Origin of the sequence: Pseudoalteromonas citrea (assembly GCF_000238375.3) — a bacterium.
GTDB lineage: Bacteria > Pseudomonadota > Gammaproteobacteria > Enterobacterales > Alteromonadaceae > Pseudoalteromonas > Pseudoalteromonas citrea.
Genome location: NZ_AHBZ03000023.1, coordinates 145,655 through 165,897, shown reverse-complemented (window position 1 = coordinate 165,897; position 20,243 = coordinate 145,655). Strand labels below are relative to the sequence as shown.

Genomic DNA, 20,243 nt, shown 5'->3' with positions numbered 1-20,243 from the left:
CACCCCATTAGCATAAATTAATCTTAATTATAATAAGAACCCCGAATTGCCAAATATACAAGCTAGCTCTTAGGCACAGCGTAAAAGATATGTTGATAGAACGAGCATTTACGTTGTTGGTAAGGTTTGTATCCTTTACGAGCTTTTAGGTTAAAGGCTATGTAGCTATACAGTATTTAAGCAAGTGGGGCAGTATAAAGGAATTTATAGGTGACATTATGCTCAGTTCAATTGGCCTTGCATGTGCTTTAATCACATTAATAGTACTCACCTTAAGAGGCGTTAATTTATTTATATCTGCGCCGTTGTGTGCTTTAGTTGTTGCCTTAAGCAGTGGCATTATGGTGTTTCCAACGAGTCAGGAAGTGAGCTTTATCAGTGGATATATGAGTGGCTTTGCTGGCTTTGTGCAATCCTGGTTTTTGATGTTTTTATTAGGATCTTTATTTGGTAAATTCATGGAAAATACCGGTGCAGCCGATGCCATTGCTGGGCGTATTGTTAGTACTTTAGGCATGAAGTATGCGGTATTGGCGGTTGTTTTGTCGTGTGCGGTATTAACGTATGGGGGAGTGAGTGTTTTTATTGTGGCATTTTCAGTGTACCCAATGGCATTGAGTTTGTTTAAAGATGCGAATTTACCAAGGCGTTTTATTCCCGCCACCCTGGCTTTTGGCTCAGTGACTTTTACCATGACATCAGCAGGGTCGCCTGAAATTCAAAATTGGATCCCGATAAAGTACTTAAATACTTCCCCTTATGCGGCATGGCAAGAAAGCGTAATCGTCGCGATATTTATGGCGTTATTAGGCTATGCATTATTGACTTGGATGATTAAAAAAGCGCAAATCAATGGAGAGGTTTTTGAGGTGCGAGGCAGTGATGAGCAACATGCGACCAGAGAATTACCTCATCCAATAACTGGTATTTTACCGTTATTGGTTGTTTTGGGGTTATCTTTTTCATTGCATGGCGTATTGCAACAACATGCACTAATAGTGGCGTTATTAGGCGGTGTTTTGAGCTTGTTCATTATTAATTTTAAGTACTTGATGAATCTGTCTGACGCCGTAAACTCGGCGACCACAGGGGCTTTGGTTGCAATCGGTAATACCGCGGCTGTTGTGGGCTTTGGCGCTGTTGCGAAGGAAACTCCCGCTTTTCAAGAGGCGGTGGCGTTGATGACGCAGATCCCGGGTAATGAGTTAGTCGGTGCGGCCATTGCGGTGAGTGTTATTGCAGGGCTTACTGGCTCAGCATCCGGTGGGCAAGCCATCGCATTACCATTGGTTGCCCCACATTATTTGGATCTCGGTGTTGATAATAGTGAGTTACACCGAGTGGTCGCCATCAGCTCTGGGGCGATTGATACCTTACCTCATAATGGCTATGTGGTGACAACCGTGCGCGCGATTTGTAAAGAAACACATCAAGCGGCTTATGGGCCATTGGCCATGCTAACTGTTGTGGTGCCTTTATTGGGCTTAGGTATGATACTCGGGCTTTTTATTTGGTTTTAAGCTCGAATGAACAGTGTATATAAAGCCGGTGTGTTTGGTATGAAGTTAGAAACAATCCCTCGTCTTGGGGAAGGCGCAATAGCGATAAAATGACGTGTTGAAATTAACATTTCACAGTCGGTACTAATAATAATTTCAGTTAATTCGCTGATGAATTTGTATTTTTGAATTACATATTCTAGTAAAAAGCAACTTTTTATTAAATTGATTGCATTTTAAGCGATATCAATGATGATGTTCGCTAGAAGAGGTGATATACTCCCGCCGAATAATTTTTCTACTTTAAATAGAGCAAAATAATGGCAGATTTATCGAAATACAGAAACATTGGTATTTTCGCGCACGTTGATGCGGGTAAAACTACTACCACTGAGCGTATCCTAAAGCTAACTGGTCAAATCCACAAAACTGGTGAAGTTCACGATGGCGAATCAACAACTGACTTCATGGAACAGGAAGCTGAGCGTGGTATTACTATCCAGTCAGCTGCAGTAAGCTGTTTCTGGAAAGATCACCGTTTTAACGTTATCGATACTCCTGGACACGTTGACTTCACAGTTGAAGTTTACCGTTCATTGAAAGTACTTGACGGTGGTATCGGTGTATTCTGTGGTTCTGGTGGTGTTGAGCCACAATCAGAAACAAACTGGCGTTACGCGAACGAGTCAGAAGTTGCTCGTTGTATCTTCGTAAACAAGTTAGACCGTATGGGTGCTGACTTCTACCGCGTAGTAGACCAAGTAACTAACGTACTAGCAGCTAACCCACTTGTAATGACGTTACCAATTGGTATCGAAGACGAGTTCGTTGGTGTTGTTGACGTACTTACTAAGAAAGCATATGTTTGGGATGACACTGGTCTTCCTGAAAACTATGAAGTATTAGACGTTCCAGCTGACATGGTAGACAAAGTTGAAGAATACCATGAGATGCTAATCGAAACTGCTGTAGAGCAAGACGATGATCTACTAGAAGCGTACATGGAAGGTGAAGTACCTTCTATTGAACAAATCAAAGCGTGTATCCGTAAAGGTACTCGTGATCTTGCGTTCTTCCCGACTTACTGTGGTTCAGCGTTCAAAAACAAAGGTGTTCAACTAGTACTTGACGCTGTTGTTGATTACCTACCTTCTCCAACAGAAGTAGACGCTCAGCCTCTTACAGATAAAGAAACAGGTGAGCCGACTGGTGAAGTTGCAACTGTATCAGTTGACGAGCCACTACGTGCACTTGCGTTTAAGATCATGGATGACCGTTTCGGTGCCTTGACCTTTATCCGTATTTACTCTGGTGTGCTTAACAAGGGTGACACTGTACTTAACTCTGCAACAGGTAAAACTGAACGTGTTGGCCGTATGGTTGAGATGCAAGCAGATGACCGTAATGAATTAACATCAGCGCAAGCGGGTGACATCATTGCTGTTGTAGGTATGAAGAACGTTCAAACGGGTCACACTTTATGTGCGCCTAAGCATGAATGTACACTTGAGCCGATGATCTTCCCTGAACCAGTAATCTCTATCGCGGTACAGCCTAAAGATAAAGGCGGTAACGAGAAAATGGGTGTTGCAATCGGTAAAATGGTTGCAGAAGATCCATCTTTCCAAGTTGAAACTGACGAAGATTCAGGTGAAACTATCCTTAAAGGTATGGGTGAATTGCACCTAGACATTAAGGTAGATATCCTTAAGCGTACTTACGGCGTAGACCTTATCGTTGGTCAGCCTCAGGTTGCATACCGTGAAACTATCACTCAAGAAATTGAAGACAGCTACACGCACAAGAAGCAATCAGGTGGTTCTGGTCAGTTTGGTAAGATCGATTACCGCATCAAGCCAGGCGAGCAGAACTCAGGCTTCACGTTCTCTTCATCTGTTGTTGGTGGTAACGTACCTAAAGAATTCTGGCCTGCAGTTGAGAAAGGCTTCAAGTCAATGATGGAAGAAGGTGTTCTAGCTGGCTTCCCAGTACTAGACGTTGAAGTTGAGCTATTCGACGGTGGATTCCACGCAGTTGATTCATCAGCAATCGCTTTCGAAATCGCAGCAAAAGGCGCTTTCCGTCAGTCTATCCCTAAAGCGGGTGCACAACTTCTTGAGCCTATCATGAAAGTTGACGTGTTCACGCCAGAAGACAACGTAGGTGACGTAATCGGTGACCTTAACCGTCGTCGTGGTATGATCAAAGACCAAGAAGCTGGCCTTACTGGTGTTCGTATCAAGGGTGATGTTCCACTTTCTGAGATGTTTGGTTACATCGGTCACTTACGTACTATTACGTCTGGCCGTGGTCAATTCTCAATGGAATTCTCACACTATGCAGCATGTCCTCAGAACGTAGCTGAGACAGTAATTGCAGCAGAAAAAGAGAAAAAAGCAGCTAAGTAATTAGTTCTTTTTTATTAAATACGAAAAACCGCTTATTTTATATAAGCGGTTTTTTTTGTCTTGAAAAAATCACAATAAAAGCTTAAAGGTTTCTTGATTTAGGAACATGATACTCTTATCATTGCATTCTCAATAAAACAGTTGTTTTTTTGGGTACTGTCGTAAGAATGGAGGCTTTTATGAAAACAATAGACTTAACTGTGAACTGGATGTTCTACAGTACGCTATTACTATTATGCATCATTATTTATGGTGTATCACAAACATCCCCCTTGTTGTCTAATATATTGACGATTTCATCTTATTTTTTATTGGCAGGTGTATTGGTATCATTGAGCTTAGCAATGCTCAATCGTCGATACGTGCATCTTGATAAAGCAGGTGTTAGTTACTCAACAGGTTTGAATACTCAGTACATCCCAAGTGATGCGATTGTTGATATACAACTGCTGCAGATTGGCTTCATAAAAGTGCTAGAAGTGAAATTGACTGATCATACCAAAACCCGCTTTTATAGCTGGAAGATGTCGAATGAAGAGCTGGAAAGAACAAAAAAAATAATTAGTGAGCAATAAGTACTTTCATAAAGCATAAAAAAAGCGCCTCAAAAGGCGCTTTTTTTATGCTTTTATAGCGGTATTATTTTTGCTGTAGCCACTGCGCAGCTTGCTTAGCAAAATACGTCAGGATCCCATCAGCGCCAGCACGTTTGAATGCCAACAAAGATTCCATGATGGTGGATTGCTCAGCTAACCAACCGTTGTCAATTGCTGCACGATGCATGGCGTATTCTCCACTGACCTGATAAGCAAACGTCGGCACACCAAATTCAGTTTTAACCCGTTTTACAATATCTAAATATGGCATACCGGGTTTAACCATGACCATGTCGGCCCCTTCTTGAAGGTCAAGCGCAACCTCTCGAATCGCTTCATCTGAGTTAGCTGGATCCATTTGATAGGTTTTCTTATCAGCCCCTTTGAGGTTGCCTGCAGAGCCAACCGCGTCTCTAAATGGCCCGTAGTAGCTAGACGCATATTTTGCTGAGTATGCCATGATACGGGTATCTACATGCCCTTGTTGCTCTAGAGCATCACGAATGGCCGCGATACGGCCATCCATCATATCGGAAGGGGCTACAATGTCGGCACCTGCTTCAGCATGAGAAAGTGCTTGCTGTACTAAGATTTCCGTGGTGACATCATTTACCACATAGCCATTATCATCAATGATTCCATCTTGACCATGAGTTGTGAATGGGTCGAGTGCGACATCCGTTATTACACCCAGCTCGGGAAAAGCTTCTTTTAGTGCTCGTGTTGTGCGTTGGGCAAGGCCTTCGGTATTGTAGGCTTCTTCTGCATGCAATGATTTTTTGTCAGCGGGGGTAACCGGAAAAATAGCAATTGCAGGGATCCCTAATGCGACTAGCTCTTTGGCTTCTTCTAATAGCAGATCGATAGAAAGGCGTTCAATGCCGGGCATCGACTCAATGGCTTCACGGCGGTTTTTTCCTTCCAGTACAAAGACAGGATAGATTAGATCATTAACAGATAGTTGATTTTCGCTCATAAGACGGCGAGAGAAGTCATCTCGGCGCATACGGCGCATGCGAGTATATGGGAAAAGGTCTAGTCCAGATTGAGCCACGGTGGTCTCCTAAGAATGTTCATAAGCAATGACACGATTACGTCCTTGCTGTTTTGCTTGATACAATGCTTTATCGGCAAAGTCGGTAAATAATGTCGGGTTTTTACTGTCACTGGCGATTGCACTGCGAATGCCAGCACTGATTGTCATGGTCAGGGTATGCTCGCCAACGGTGAGCTGAAAGTGCTCTAAGTCAGAACGAATGAGCTCAGCAAGCTCGATAGCGCCTGCCGCGGTGGTATTCGGTAAAAGTAGCACGAACTCTTCACCACCATAGCGAAATACTTCATCATGAGGACGTTTTAGGTGTTGCTGAATTTGTTCTGCAACGGCACAGATTGCTTGGTCGCCAACGAGGTGACCATAAGTGTCATTAATTCTTTTAAAGTGGTCAATATCTAACATAACCACACTTAACATTGTTTGCTCTCGACGCGAGCGCCTTACTTCCATCATGATCCGTTTATCAAAATAGCGACGGTTTTTGACCTTGGTTAGAGGATCTTCCATGTTGAGCTTTTCAAGTTCGCGATTCTTTTCTTCTAATTCGCGTAGCGTAACTTGTAACTCAAAGGTGCGCTCATCAATACTAGATTCTAGGTCTTCTTGGGCTTGTGTTTGCAGATGTAGGCGCTCTTTTAACAACGCATCTGCAGCTTGGCTTTGAGCGAGCTTAGCTTGCTGAGCTTGAATTTTACGGTCTCGCTCGGTAACGTACTTTCTCATTAAAGCGTAAGTTAAAATAATACTAATAAATAAATAGCATAAATATGTCACGGGTCTGTCTAACAAAGCACCTGAGAGCAGGCCCAGCTCAAAGCAGAGTTGATAGGCAATCGCGAGCACTAGAGCACTGAAAAGGCTCAGGTGCGCATAACGTTGTGGCGCATTTTGACGGTATCTTACCAGTACGACTATCAAGTACCCCGAGGTCAAGGTGAGGCTAAATATATAAGCACTCAGCAGTGCGATTTCTATAGGCATAAATAGCAATGATATTGCTAATAGCGTCGCGAGGCTCCAGAGCCATTTAATTGGCTTTTGGTAGGTATTTAACTGCGCTTTGCTGATAATGGTTTGACTAATAAAAGAAGTGAACAATAAACAGCTATAGAGTACTAAGACAGGTTGCGCATATTGTTGTAGCCACTGCCAGTTACCGTATATATAGCGGTAGCTAAACCCATAAAGATGCACATTGAGCAGCCAAATAATGGTGATGATAAAGCCGGCTGATAGGAAGTAGTTCTTTCGCGTGAAGGTATATACAGTAAAGTTGCTGAGCGCCATGGCAATCATAAAGCCAGCCAGTATGCCGTATATCAGATTAAACTTACTTTTATATTTGAGATATTCAATTGGGTGCCACAAGCTCAACGGGATATTTAATGCGCCATGATGCTGAATTTGCAAATAGATCACACCTTTACTTTGTGCTGGCAAATCAATGGGAACCAACTGTGCTTCATGCTTAATTGGGCGCTGCATTAGTGGCAAAGCGTCACCTAAATCTAGGGTCAGTAATGAGCGGTTATGCAATTGAATGTAGGCACTGATCTTATCAAGTAAGTTGTTATCGATACTGAGCAAAAGCGGAAGCTCAATTTTACTCGGGTTGTTAAGAGACACTTTCAGCCACACGTAATCGGTAATGGGCCCAAGGTTAAGGACACCACGGGTGCTTTCTTGCCAGTTCGGGTCAGAAGCAAGTAACTCTTCGACGTTCTGACTGTTATTGACGACATACTCAAAAGGTGGCTCTGACTGTTTTTTAAAATCCTCCTGAAGCTCTAATGCTTTGAGAGGTAAAATAAACAGGCATAGGTATAGAGTAAGTAATCGCGCCAATATCATCTACTTTGCCCAGCAAGAAATAATCGGTTAAAGTTTTCTACACTGAGTTTGGCGACGTGTTCAATTGTTTGGCCACGTAATTGCGCGACAGTGTTGGCGACTTCATGAATAAACATAGGCTCGTTACGACGAGATTTGGGTTTAGGAGATAGACTACGAGGCAGCAAGTATGGGGCATCTGTTTCGAGGAGCAGCTTGTCATCTGGGATCAGTGGCACTAAAGCCTGTAACTCTGCGCCACGACGTTCATCACAGACCCACCCCGTAATGCCAATATATAAGCCGTAATTGAGGTAAAACTCTAGCGCTTCGCGACCCCCAGTAAAGCAATGCAAAACCCCTTTAACATCGGTGTTTTCTAATTGTGCTTTCATAACGGAGAATGCATCACGTTCATGCAAATATACGGGCATTTTTGTTACCTTTGCCAAAGTAAGTTGTTGCTCAAGTATATTTTCTTGAATATCTCGCGGTGAGAAGTCTCTATTGAAGTCTAACCCGCATTCACCGATGGCAACGACTTCTTTGTGTGTTAATAACCCTTCTATTTGACGAATAAAGTCACTATTTGCATCCTTGGCATCATGTGGGTGCACCCCGGCAGTACTGACAACGTTAAACTTTTTAGCAAGCGCTAAGCTGGCTTGGGAGTCAATCATATTGCTGCCTATAAGGAGCATGTTTGAGATGCCAGCAGCAGTGGCTCGATCAACAATGTCGCTACGCTTATCATCATACTGTGGGCTGGTTAGGTTAACCCCTGCGTCGATAAAGTTGTGTTCCATCAGGTCATTCGCTTTATTTCATGGTGCAGTTTGCAGCGTGATGTAAGGATAGCTTGTTAAGCGCTATATTTAAGTTCACTGTTTATTTTCCATTACTTCTGGTTTCTTTGAATAGAAAATAGCCAGTATCAGTCCTAACTCAAATAAGAGCAGCATAGGCAATGCAAGTAATGTTTGTGAAAGTACATCGGGTGGCGTTAAAAACATAGCAATCACAAACGCACCAACCACAATATAAGGGCGTTTTTCTTTTAGGCTTTCAATCGTAGTCGCACCACTCCAGCACAATACCATAATCGCAACAGGAATTTCGAAGGCGACGCCAAAGGCAAAAAAGAGCTTGAGGGCAAACGCAAGATAGCTGCTAATGTCAGGGGAGAGGGTCATCATCTCCGGTCCGACACTGGTAAAAAACCCAAGAATAATCGGTAAAACAACAAAATAGCAAAATGAAATACCAGCGTAAAACAATAGAATACTTGAACATAAAATAGGGATAAGCATACGTTTTTCATGCTTGTATAGCCCTGGTGCAATAAAGCTCCATACTTGATGTAAGATCATGGGTACGGCAGAAAATAAGGCGACGAATAAAGTCAGCTTAAAAGGGGCGAAAAATGGGGCGGTCACATCCGTTGCAATCATCGTGCTATTGGCAGGAAGGTGGGCAACCAAAGGGGCGGCTACAAATGCGTAAATATCATTGGCAAAATAGACCAGGGCGATAAATATCACCAAAATACTTAATATCGCTTTCATCAAACGATTTCGTAGTTCAATTAAGTGACCGATGAAGCCGCTTTGTTGCGTATCTGACATAGTGTACTCATTACTCTAATTGGTCACAGAGGTTACTCTTTACCTGCCTGCTTAGTCTCATTCTTATAGCTATGTTTCACAGAGTTTGCAGCTTGTTGTAGTTCTTCGACAGACTGTTTTACTGTGGAAGAAAGATCAGCCATGTTCTGCTCTTCAGCTTTTTTTAAGTTGTTGTGTAGTTCATGAATGCGCAATTCTTCATTGACTTCCGCTTTCACTGAGTTAGCCATGGATTTGATGGTTTTAACCCATCGACTAACCGTTCTGATCGCGACGGGTAACCGCTCTGGGCCAAGCACAATCAAACCAACAATTAACACAACGGCCAATTCCCACATTCCCATGATGGTTAAACCTTATCCTTTTGCTTTTCCGTCACTTCTTGCTGTTGTTGTACTGTCTGATCTTTTAATTGTTCAGGTGTTTTGCTGTCTTCATCAGAGACCGCTTTCTTAAATCCTTTGACGGCGTTGCCTAAATCCCCGCCAATGCCGCGTAGTTTTTTTGTGCCAAATAATAAAACTATAATGGCTAAAACAATTAATAACTGCCAAATACTTATCCCGCCAAAACCCATATTTACTCCGTTGATAATGAACTGTAGTTGTTAAAAATGATTATACGCAGAGTGTATAAAATATCACCCTGTTTTACGCCATGCAGCGATAAATAACCCGACTGATACAAGCATTGCACTGCTCGCCAGCATTGCATCATTTGCTAAGTATAACAAACAACTGGTGATTGTTGCGCTACACGCTAACATACCCAAGAGCATCGGTTTGGTATTTGATTTAGGTGCCGAAGCTGTGACTTTACGATTACTTTGCTTCAATGTCTGGTAAAGTAAATCAGGTAACTCCGGCATTTTTTCGGCCCAAAATGGTAAGTTAGCATACACTTGCTTAAGTACTGACCAAGGGCCGACTTGTTCTTTAACCCAGTGCTCTAAAAAGGGTTTTGCGGTTTGCCATAAATCAAGCTGCGGGTAGAGCTGTCGCCCTAGTCCTTCAACGTAAAGTAACGTTTTTTGTAGTAAAACCAACTGAGGCTGTACTTCCATATTGAAGCGTCTTGCGGTGTTAAATAGGTTTACTAATACATGGCCAAATGAGATCTCAGCGAGAGGTTTATTGAAAATAGGCTCACAAACCGTTCGAATAGCAAATTCAAACTCTTCAACGCAGGTGTCTGCAGGGACCCAGCCTGAGTCAACATGAAGCTGTGCGACTTGTCGGTAGTCTCGATTAAAAAAAGCAATAAAGTTTTCAGCGAGGTAGCGCTTATCTTCTTTATTTAAGGTGCCGACGATCCCACAATCAATGCCGATGTATTTGGGGTTATGTGGTGTTTGAGGTGAGACAAAAATATTGCCCGGGTGCATATCTGCATGAAAAAAGCTGTCTCGAAAAACCTGAGTAAAAAATACTTCCACGCCACGCTCAGCTAAGAGCTTCATGTTGGTCCCTTGGGCCAATAATGCATCGGTATCAGAGACCGGGATCCCGTAGATACGCTCCATGACAAGGACATTTTTACGAGAGTAATCACTATATATTTCAGGGATATATAATGAATCAGAATCAATAAAGTTGCGTCGAAGTTGCAACGCATTAGCACCTTCACGTAGTAAATCGAGCTCATCTAATAATGTTTTTTTGTACTCTTTGACTACTTCAACAGGACGCAAGCGTCGACTTTGGCTAACAATTTTTACTAACAGGCTGGCAAAGCGTGCCATAAGTGCAAGGTCAGCCTCAATTTGTTGAGCAATGTTCGGTCGTATGACTTTGATAACGACTTCTTTAGTGTCAGAGTCGGTGTGTAAACGCGCGGTATGTACCTGTGCGATAGACGCAGACGCTAAGGGGGTTTGATCGAATTCGCTAAATAACTCGCTAATGTCATTGATCTGTAGCGCTTGTTCAATAAGTTGTTGTGCTTGTTTACCACAAAATGGCTGCACTTTATCTTGCAATTGCGCGAGCTCTAATGCGATATCTTGGGGTAATAAATCACGGCGTGTTGACAGCATTTGGCCAAACTTGATCCAAACTGGACCCAAAGTTTGTAAGGCGAGTCGCAGACGCAGCCCTAGTGGTTTATCTTTGTGTTTGTTTTTGAGCCAGAAAAGGCTTTTTCTTGCTAGCTTGCCATACCAAGGTTGTTTCTTATCGGGGATCAGATCGTCTAATCCATAATGTAGCAAAGTACGAGTGATTTGATATAAACGCGCAACAGCCAACGTAGAGTTCCTTAGCGGTTAAGTAACGAATTAATGCGCTGTTCTAATTGCGCTGTGTGATTTTTTATGTGACGTACATGCACTTTAAACTGTTCAAGTTCCAACGGGTGAATCGTTACCCTAAGCTCGTCTTGGCATAATTGAGTCAGTGTGTTCTGCAACGTTTTATTGGCAGATGCCCCATGCTCTTTAGCATCTTGGAAGCAATTTACTACATGTTGGGCAGGTGCATCACCTAAATAACGAGATAAATGCTCTGCCCAGTTAATATCTAAATTAGAAAAGGCATTGCTGTAACTTTGCGCCAATTGCAGGTCGCCTTCTAAATCGAGTTTATCTTGGCGTATCAACTGCGTGAGCAAGCTTGGGTTGGTCAATTGCATCAGGGTATCTATGTTTGCACTGATCTTACAATCGGCAGCATCATCATATTGACTGAATAGCATAAATTGCTTGCCTGTATAAGTCAGAGCAATATTCTGTTGCCAATCACGTAACTCAACACACAACACTTTATGTTTCGTGTTCTCTAGTGCAACGGTAAGCTGAGGTTCTAGTGTAAGTAAGCGATTTAAAGTTGCTTCCAGCGCGGCACATGCAATGACCTCAATCATAAGAACCTCTAGTATTTAAAACCACGGTGCAGGGCGACAATACCCCCGGTCATATTTTGATAATTGGTTTGTTCAAAGCCTGCCTCATCCATCATCCCTTTAAGTGTTTCCTGATCCGGGTGCATACGAATAGACTCTGCTAGGTAACGGTATGACTCGCTGTCATTTGCAATGACTTTACCCATTGATGGCAATAGATTAAAGGAATAAAAATCATACAGTTTAGATAATGCTTCATTGTCTGTTTTGGAAAACTCTAACACCAATAGTCGACCACCTGGTTTTAATACGCGATACATAGAGCGTAATGCGGCATTTTTATCTGTTACGTTGCGTAAACCAAATGCAATTGTGATCACATCGAAGGTGTTGTCTGGAAAAGGCAGCGCTTCAGCGTTCATCTGTACATATTCGATATTGCTGACTAACCCTAAATCACGCAATTTCTCGCGACCTACTTTCAGCATAGAATCATTAATATCGCCAAGCACAACCTGCCCGCTGTCCGTTACTAGCTGACTGAATTTAGCCGTCAAATCACCAGTACCACCGGCTAAATCTAGGACCTTATGGCCTTTCCTCACGCCTGAGCAGGCAATGGCTTGGCGTTTCCAAAGGCGATGGATCCCAAAAGACATTAGGTCATTCATAATGTCGTATTTTGCAGCCACTGAATGGAATACATCGGCGACCATCGATGCTTTTTCTTCACGATCAACAGTTTTATAACCAAAATCAGCAGTATCTTGTGGCGACTCTTTCATTGTTTTCTCTTTTGGGCTGAACACTATGATGTGCTTAGTGTACTTGATCGCGTGACCGACGTGCAATTCATAACCATGTGATTTTGTCTGATTATTCTAAGATTGTTCAGCTATGATGGGATGTAGTATTCTTGCTTTAGAATAAGTGCTTTATGCGCCGCTTGAGAAGCCTTTCGAGCAAGTGCTGTAAAGTCGGCTTCATTTTTTTGTTTTACGATGCCAACAGAGAGTTCAACACTTGGCAATTCCAGTGGGCTTTTTGAGCTTACAAACTTGAGCTTTTCAACCCCTTTTCGGACTTTCTCAGCAATAACTAGCGCAGTTTCTGGCTCTACATCCGGCAGTAACACGGTGAATTCGTTTTTACCTGTTCTTCCAGGTAAACCGCTTTCAAACACATACTTTTGAATTTTTTTGGCTACGCGATTAAGCACAACCTCACCAATCGCATCCCCATATTTGTCAGAGAATTCATGGATGTTTTCTACTTGTATAGCAATGGCACAAATAGATTTTTGCTGCTTTAACCATTGCTGTGTTTGTTGGTTCAAGTAATGACGCTTGTACATACCAGTTTGGAGATCGATAATGTACTGCTTTCTTAGCTTGAGCAGCTGCTGCTGGGTTTTCTGATGGGTTATCCGTGCTTTTTTAAGTGTATCTTTAAAATGAGCATGTTGTTTTAGCAGTACATCTGTTTGTTTTGAAAGCAGCTGCAGGGCACGTTTACTTTGCTTTATATTGTGCTCACCTAAACTATGGACGCAATGATGGAGTTGTTCTGAAAACTGACTAATATTACGCTGTGAGTTTTGCGTAGAGCTTTGCAAAGTAGATAACATGCCATCGACATTCTTCAACATAGCCGCTTCTTCTTGATGGCCTTGATTGATGTGCTCAAAATAAAGTTGCTCTAAATAGATACTATCGATTTTTTGTCCGCTGTTTAAAATGCGATCAAGTGCAGCATTAAGATCAAGGTCAGACTTACTTATGTAGGTATAAGTAACTTGGTAGTTCAGTGGCGTTGGCGGTAAGTGGTGTTGCTCTAAAAATAGGCAGACTTTTGTCATTTTCTCTTGTGCAACAGCCATGGGGTCATGGAATATCATTTCAATTACCGCAATAATAGGTCAGCTAAAAGTGTGTGTGCAATCTTGATATCCTTGGGCTGTTGCTTAATGTCCCTTCAGTGGGTGCTACATTACTGAGTCACGCCCATATTTAAAAGCAAAATCGATGGTTTTGGTATAGAAAGTTTAGATTTAAGGGTCTATTTGCTGGTTTTATAGTCAACTCAATGTTGTTTGTGCGATTTTTGCGCTAATGTCAATGGTGGCGTCTGTCGAATTTAGTTGCGGTGAATAAATAGGCTTCGATACAGTGCGTGCATATTCGACGAAAATAAGGTCATCAAGTGAAACACACTTTAGCAAACTATACGGCAATCGCAGTGTTGAGCGTCTGCTTATCAGCTTGCCAACTCACTCAAAGTAATATTGATACACGCTTTACCAAGGTAGCTGATAAAATTGAGGCTATGAGAGCGTCTGACAATGCATATGCTAAAACAGCACTGGATGATGCTTTCTTGTTACCTGATTTATCACCACAGAGTTTGGCATACGCTTATAAAAACAACCTTCAGTTGCTCAATCAGCTTGACGCTCTGTCGATGGAAAGTTTAAGTTCAGAAAATAAGATCAACCATACAATATTACGTGCACAAATCCAAAATGACGTGGATGAGTTTAAATTTAATAGTCATTATGTTCCCCTAACCTCTGAGTATGGTTTTCACTCAGGTATGCCCGCCATGGTAGCTGGGCATGACTTTTCTAGTAAGGCGGGTTTTGAGCTGTATTTACGTCGATTGGCACAGATCCCACGCTATTTCGCACAAAATATTCATTGGATGAAAGAAGGTATTAAAGTTGGTTTGACCCAACCTCAAGCCGTTTTAAAAGGTTATGAAGAATCTATCGCTATTTTTGTCGTTGATGATGTGACAACTTCTACCTTTTACAAACCATTCTTGGTGAACTCTGCGAATATCGCAGACGTTGAGTTTGCGCAATTACAAACACAAGCGCAGCGAGTGTTAACACAACAGGTTATACCCGCTTATCAAGACTACTTTGACTTTTTCGTTAAGGAATATAAGCCAGCAGCACGACAAGAAATAGGTATCTCTGCGACAGAGCAAGGTAAAGCGTTTTATATTAACCGAGCACGTCACTATACTACGACATCCATGACACCAGGTGAGATCCATGAACTAGGGCTACAAGAAGTGGCACGGATCCGCAGTGAAATGCAGGAAATTATCGATGGTATAGGTTTTGAAGGCACATTTGCTGAGTTTGTCGAGTTTTTAAGAACGGACCCGCAATTTTATGCCACATCACCGGAGCAGTTATTAAAAGAAGCTTCTTTCATCGCCAAAAAAATGGATGCGCAATTACCTAAACTATTCCACACCTTACCGCGTAGACCGTATGGAGTTGCGCCAGTGCCTGCTAGCATCGCACCAAAATATACGACGGGCAGATACAGTGGTGCTACAAAGGATGATGAAGCTGGGTTTTATTGGGTGAACACCTATGCGCTAGATAAGCGACCATTATATGTACTTGAAGCACTGACATTGCACGAAGCAGTACCTGGACACCATTTGCAAATAGCCTTGAATGCAGAGTTGGAGTATTTACCGGGTTATCGTCGCAATACCTATATTTCGGCATTTGGAGAAGGGTGGGGTCTATATTCGGAGTATTTGGGGCTGGAGGCGGGCTTTTATAAAGACCCTTACAGTAACTTTGGTCGTTTGACTTATGAAATGTGGCGAGCTGCACGGTTAGTGGTTGATACGGGTATGCATATGTTTGGTTGGAGCCGAGAACGTGCGATGAACTTTATGAAAGATAACAGTGCGCTATCACTGCACAATATCAAGACTGAGACAGATCGCTATATTTCTTGGCCAGGACAAGCACTGTCTTATAAAATTGGCGAGTTAACAATTAAGCGCTTACGTCACGAAGCGGAAGTTGCCTTAGGGGAGAAGTTTGATATACGAGAGTTCCATCATCAAATCCTACGCCATGGTTCGGTGCCTTTGTTTGTTTTAGAAGAGCAGATAGGCCTTTATATTAAAGCTGAATTGGCTAAGCAGTAGAATTAAAAAACCTGTGCGGTGCCTAAGTTTTTAGGCACCGCACAGTGCTAGTTTAGTAAGCTCAATAATAATTGCATTGTATTTTTCTGACTGGTGCAGCTTGATGAATTAAGGATCAACTGCTCGCCAAGCAATAATGTATGTTGCTCGACGGCAAAGCGGGCTGTTTTATCTTCGATACCTTCAATATCAGCGACATGTGCGAGCCCAATGGTACGGCGGATGAGCTCGGTACCACAATACCCCATCGCATCCTGCATAATACTACTGATAAAGTGATCAATATACGCAGGATCTCGCAGTGTTACGTCTTGGGTGTGTGTATTTGCTAAGGTTTGCCAGCTTTGCTCGAAAGTAAGTAAGCATTCAGCGATGCATGATATTAAATAAGTTTGCATTTGACGACGTTGAGGTAAGCTTTCAATACGTGCCTGCTGTGCACAGTAATTTAACAGCAAATTGCCAACGAAAGAGCCTAAGTCAAAGCCAATTGGACCAAAAAAACCAAATTCAGGGTCAATAACTTTGGTGGTATTTGCGTCGACAAAAATACTGCCCGTATGCACATCACCATGTAATAACGTTTGTGGTGAACAGAGAAACTTCGCTTTCAGTTTGGCCACTTCGAGACGAAGCTGTGCATTATTTCTCAATGCACTAACAGGTTCAGTCAATGTTATAGGGAAGTCGTTTCGTTCATGCTGATGATAAGGGTCATCAAAGAAGAGTTCTTCAGTAATGGCACATAATTCGGGGTTTAAAAACTCACTGACGAGGGATTTTTTCTTGGCTGGAGTGAGTACGAAATCACTGTAATTAAAGCTAGTGGTAGCCAGATGAGTGGCGATATCTTTGCTTAACTTAGGATAGGTTTCCCCGTTATTAAGTGCGGTCCGAAGAATGGCCAATTGCCCAAGGTCTTCTAATATTGTCAGTGCCAATTGATCATTTTGGTGTAATACTTTAACGGTTGTCTCTGGGCAAACAACGCCATGCAATTTCAAAACACTGGCTTCAATACGCGCTCTGTCGAGCGTTAAAGGCCATGATTCACCCACACAGCGAGCATACGGGAGCGCTTGCTTGAGAATAATACTACGACCTGCGCTGTCGCTAATCCTAAATACTAAGTTTAAGTTACCATCGCCAAATTCGTAGCAACTTAGAGGGGCCTGTAAGTTAAACAGAGAGCCTAAAGATGCCACATAGCCGAGTGCTTTTTCACTATCAAAAACAGAGTATTGAGTCATAGATTATTATCTCAAGTTAATTAAGTGTTTAGCATTCTATATTTTTAAGTGTTTAGATGTCTATACATCTTTAGATCTTAATGTAAAATATCAAATGACTTTTATTCAACATGAGACGGCCAATGCAAACATTAGAAGCACGGAGTTTGAAGTATCAAGACGGTTCAGTATGGGTACTTGATCAGTACTTACTGCCCCACCAGAGCAAATGGCATCGCTGCGAGAGCGTGTCACATATGCAATCGTTAATTGTTGAATTAAAAGTCCGTGGTGCACCTTTGATTGGTTTAGCAGCAACGTTACTCGTGGCTTATTTGGCTGAACAAGGTGCTACGCATAAAGAGTTAGCGCAAGCGATAGATGACTTGGAAGCAACGCGACCGACAGCGGTAAACCTGATGCATTGCATGAATAAAATGCGCCAAGCGTTATGTAAGACGAACTATGTATCTGCGCTGGTTGATACCGCTGAAGCATTGTTTTTAGAAGATATCGCGCTATGTGATGCCATGGCTGACTTTGGAGCCAGCTTGGTTGATGCAGGCGACCAAATATTAACACACTGCAATACCGGCGCACTTGCTACAGCAGGTGTCGGGACCGCATTGGGTGTTATTTACAAAGCGCATCAACGCCATGGTGACATCCATATATGGGTTGATGAAACACGTCCTTTGCTGCAAGGAGCGCGTTTGACGGCGTATGAATTAGAAAGCTGGGAAATACCGTACACCTTATTGTGTGACAATATGGCGGCGAGCTTAATGGCTGCAGGTAAAGTGGATAAGATTTTTGTCGGTGCTGATCGTATCGCCGCCAATGGTGACTTTGCTAATAAAGTGGGCACCTATAACTTGGCTGTGTTGGCACAGTTTCATCATATTCCATTTTATGTGGTTGCGCCGCGAACAACGCTTGATCTGAATTGTGAGAATGGTGAAGCGATCCCCATTGAGAATCGGGACGATGCGGAAGTGCGAGGGGTTAGTGGCAGCTTTGGCAAATGTGAATGGGCGCCCTTAACTAGCCAAGTTTATAATCCTGCCTTTGATGTAACACCGGCACACTTAGTAACGGGTTGGATATTAGACACTGGCATATATAGTAAAAGCTTCGTCTTGAATCAAGGGCTAAGCCGTGTGTAAAATCATTATTCACTCAATAATAGGCTGATTATGAAAATATTTTTACAGATATGCTGGTATATCACAGTACTGTACAGTTTTGGGGGAGCGTATGCTTCTTCAAATATTCCTGTGGAGCACTTCAGCAAAGGAATGGCATACGGTCAGGTGCAAATTTCACCGACTGGAGAATACTTAGCATTTGTGTCTAAAGTCGATGGAAAAAATAATCTTTATATTCTAGATGTAAAAGACAACAAGATCATTAGTGGTGTTGCATTTTCGAATGATGCACAAGTTGGGAGTTACATTTGGGCGAGTGATGACCGTGTGGTTGTTGAAAAGCAATACTTAAGAGGTTGGGCAGATCAGCCGCAATATCGTGGTGAGCTAGTTGCAATGAATGCAGATGGGTCACGTAAGCAGTATGTTGTTGGTTATCTTGGTGAGATGCAAGTTGGATCCTCTATTCGAAAAGCAACGCCGTTATATGGCACATCTTATGTATTAGATAGCTTGCCTGATGATCAGGACCACATTTTGATTGTGACTTACCCTTGGGATTCGGTAAAAGAGCCCCGAACCGCGGTTTATCGTGTAAATATACATAATGGTAAGCGCAAAAGGGTTGCAAACTCACCGTCTAAGATGGGGAGATATTTGACAGACCATCAAGGGAATGTCCGTGTAGTTGTATCATCAGAAAACTATATTGATCAATCCATTCATATTCGAGAAAAGCGTGGTGATAAATGGCAGCCATTGCCTCTGAAAAAAATTGCTTTACAAGATATTACACCATGGTCATTTGATAAGTCAGGAAAATACGTATTAATTACTGGATCTGAGTCAGGTGAACCAAAGGGTATTTATAAACTTAATATTGCTACAGGGACAGCTGACAAAGTATTCCAAGATAGTCAGGTATCCCCATCTAACGTATGGGTTGATAGCTATAGTAAAGAAGTTTTTGCTGTGGAATTAGACGCCGGATACCCAAGTTATGCTTTTGTTGATAAAGCATCCGCAAATAGTAAAAAGTTAAAGTCACTATTAGCGACTTTTCCAAATTCACAAGTACATTTAGCAAGCACCAGTAAAGATAACAAACGCAGCATTGTTTTTGTACGAAGTGATAAAAACCCAGGGCAATATTATTTATACGATGAATATAAAGGGAAGCTAAAATTCTTGTTTGCGCAAAGAAGTTGGCTGCCTACTGAACAAATGTCAACGACAAAGCCAATAAGCCTTACGGCTAGGGATGGTTTAAGTATTCATGGCTATTTGACCTTACCAAAAGGTAAAGAAGCTAAAAATTTACCGCTTGTCGTTATGCCGCATGGTGGGCCACATGGACCAAGAGATTATTGGGGATTTGAACTTGAAAGCCAGCTGTTAGCAAGCAGAGGTATTGCTGTATTAAAAGTTAACTTTAGAGGCTCTGGAGGGTATGGCCTTAACTTTGAGCATGCTGGACATGGTGAGTGGGGTCGAGCTATTCAGCATGATATTATTGATGCTACAAAGTATGTCATTAAGGCTGGTTATGTAAATGCAGATAACATGTGTATCATGGGGTCAAGCTTTGGCGGATATTCAGCATTGCAGAGCGCGATTATAGAGCCTGACTTATTCAAATGTGCCATTGGGGTTGTGGGAGTATATGACTTACCACTAATGTTTGAAGAAGGTGATATTGCAGGGAATCAATCTGGGCGGAACTATTTGCATGAAGTATTGGGAAGCAATGAGCAGCAATTGCAAGAGTTCTCCCCAACTTATAATATTTCCAAATTGAAAGCGCCAGTTTTAATTGTTCATGGTGGGAAAGATCAAAGAGCACCCATAGAGCAGGCTGAGTCTCTAGTAAAAGCATTAAAAAAAGCCAAGCATGACTATCAGTATATGCTGTTAGAAACGGAAGGGCATGGCTTTTATAAAGCTGAGCATCGTACTGCGTACTATAAGCGAGTATTAGCATTTTTGGACGATAATCTAAAGCTGTAGAATAAAAAGAAAGGCAACGTCTATTGCCTTTCTCTTTCTCAAG

Annotated in this window: 17 protein-coding genes; 6 read left to right on the top strand and 11 right to left on the bottom strand. The window is 42.3% G+C overall.

Annotation, left to right across the window (positions count from 1 at the left end; translation table 11 throughout):
- Positions 1–218 precede the first annotated feature (218 nt).
- The 3 genes from PCIT_RS16870 to PCIT_RS16860 all read left to right on the top strand — a co-directional run bounded on the left by PCIT_RS16870 (position 219) and on the right by PCIT_RS16860 (position 4,482).
- Complete coding sequence (locus PCIT_RS16870) at positions 219–1,520, top strand: GntP family permease (protein WP_010365212.1); 1,302 nt, start codon at positions 219–221, stop codon at positions 1,518–1,520.
- A gap of 299 nt (positions 1,521–1,819) precedes the next feature.
- Positions 1,820–3,907, top strand: coding sequence for an elongation factor G (gene fusA / locus PCIT_RS16865; RefSeq protein ID WP_010365214.1), 2,088 nt, complete (start codon positions 1,820–1,822; stop codon positions 3,905–3,907).
- A gap of 179 nt (positions 3,908–4,086) precedes the next feature.
- Positions 4,087–4,482, top strand: coding sequence for a hypothetical protein (locus tag PCIT_RS16860; protein WP_010365216.1), 396 nt, complete (start codon positions 4,087–4,089; stop codon positions 4,480–4,482).
- Between the two features lie 64 nt (positions 4,483–4,546).
- Here PCIT_RS16860 and hemB read toward each other — a convergent pair whose 3' ends face one another.
- From hemB to PCIT_RS16810, 10 genes are all read right to left on the bottom strand, one after another.
- Positions 4,547–5,557 (bottom strand): porphobilinogen synthase, encoded by a 1,011-nt coding sequence (gene hemB / locus PCIT_RS16855; RefSeq protein ID WP_040696006.1) that lies wholly within the window; start codon positions 5,555–5,557, stop codon positions 4,547–4,549.
- A 9-nt stretch (positions 5,558–5,566) separates the two neighbouring features.
- Positions 5,567–7,411, bottom strand: coding sequence for a sensor domain-containing diguanylate cyclase (locus PCIT_RS16850; RefSeq protein ID WP_010365225.1), 1,845 nt, complete (start codon positions 7,409–7,411; stop codon positions 5,567–5,569).
- Entirely contained in the window at positions 7,408–8,196 is a 789-nt protein-coding gene (locus tag PCIT_RS16845; RefSeq protein WP_010365229.1) for a TatD family hydrolase, read from the bottom strand. The genes PCIT_RS16850 and PCIT_RS16845 overlap by 4 nt, the downstream gene beginning before the upstream one ends.
- A gap of 75 nt (positions 8,197–8,271) precedes the next feature.
- Positions 8,272–9,015: a twin-arginine translocase subunit TatC gene (tatC, locus tag PCIT_RS16840; protein WP_010365230.1), complete on the bottom strand. Its 744-nt coding sequence runs from the start codon at positions 9,013–9,015 to the stop codon at positions 8,272–8,274.
- 32 nt (positions 9,016–9,047) lie between these two features.
- Complete coding sequence (gene tatB / locus PCIT_RS16835) at positions 9,048–9,359, bottom strand: Sec-independent protein translocase protein TatB (protein WP_010365231.1); 312 nt, start codon at positions 9,357–9,359, stop codon at positions 9,048–9,050.
- Between the two features lie 5 nt (positions 9,360–9,364).
- Entirely contained in the window at positions 9,365–9,592 is a 228-nt protein-coding gene (tatA, locus tag PCIT_RS16830; RefSeq protein WP_010365232.1) for a Sec-independent protein translocase subunit TatA, read from the bottom strand.
- Positions 9,593–9,655: 63 nt separating this feature from the next.
- Positions 9,656–11,260 carry a ubiquinone biosynthesis regulatory protein kinase UbiB gene (gene ubiB / locus PCIT_RS16825; protein ID WP_010365235.1) on the bottom strand — a complete coding sequence of 535 codons (1,605 nt, stop codon included), beginning with the start codon at positions 11,258–11,260 and terminating at the stop codon, positions 9,656–9,658.
- A gap of 11 nt (positions 11,261–11,271) precedes the next feature.
- The gene (locus PCIT_RS16820) at positions 11,272–11,874 is read right to left on the bottom strand and encodes a ubiquinone biosynthesis accessory factor UbiJ (protein WP_010365237.1); all 603 of its coding nucleotides are present in this window, start codon (positions 11,872–11,874) and stop codon (positions 11,272–11,274) included.
- 8 nt (positions 11,875–11,882) lie between these two features.
- Positions 11,883–12,638 carry a bifunctional demethylmenaquinone methyltransferase/2-methoxy-6-polyprenyl-1,4-benzoquinol methylase UbiE gene (gene ubiE, locus PCIT_RS16815; RefSeq protein WP_010365238.1) on the bottom strand — a complete coding sequence of 252 codons (756 nt, stop codon included), beginning with the start codon at positions 12,636–12,638 and terminating at the stop codon, positions 11,883–11,885.
- A 110-nt stretch (positions 12,639–12,748) separates the two neighbouring features.
- On the bottom strand, positions 12,749–13,750 hold the full coding sequence (locus tag PCIT_RS16810) for a GGDEF domain-containing protein (RefSeq protein ID WP_010365239.1): 1,002 nt from the start codon (positions 13,748–13,750) through the stop codon (positions 12,749–12,751).
- Between the two features lie 305 nt (positions 13,751–14,055).
- Here PCIT_RS16810 and PCIT_RS16805 point away from each other — a divergent pair, with 305 nt between their 5' ends.
- Positions 14,056–15,816, top strand: coding sequence for a DUF885 domain-containing protein (locus PCIT_RS16805; RefSeq protein WP_010365240.1), 1,761 nt, complete (start codon positions 14,056–14,058; stop codon positions 15,814–15,816).
- 47 nt (positions 15,817–15,863) lie between these two features.
- On the opposite strand, the gene mtnK is transcribed toward PCIT_RS16805, so the two are convergent.
- On the bottom strand, positions 15,864–17,066 hold the full coding sequence (gene mtnK, locus PCIT_RS16800; RefSeq protein WP_010365241.1) for an S-methyl-5-thioribose kinase: 1,203 nt from the start codon (positions 17,064–17,066) through the stop codon (positions 15,864–15,866).
- Positions 17,067–17,188: 122 nt separating this feature from the next.
- On the opposite strand from mtnK, the gene mtnA reads away from it, so the two are divergent.
- Both mtnA and PCIT_RS16790 read left to right on the top strand, forming a co-directional pair.
- Complete coding sequence (gene mtnA, locus PCIT_RS16795) at positions 17,189–18,211, top strand: S-methyl-5-thioribose-1-phosphate isomerase (protein WP_010365242.1); 1,023 nt, start codon at positions 17,189–17,191, stop codon at positions 18,209–18,211.
- Between the two features lie 30 nt (positions 18,212–18,241).
- On the top strand, positions 18,242–20,200 hold the full coding sequence (locus PCIT_RS16790; protein WP_010365243.1) for a S9 family peptidase: 1,959 nt from the start codon (positions 18,242–18,244) through the stop codon (positions 20,198–20,200).
- Positions 20,201–20,243 lie beyond the last annotated feature (43 nt).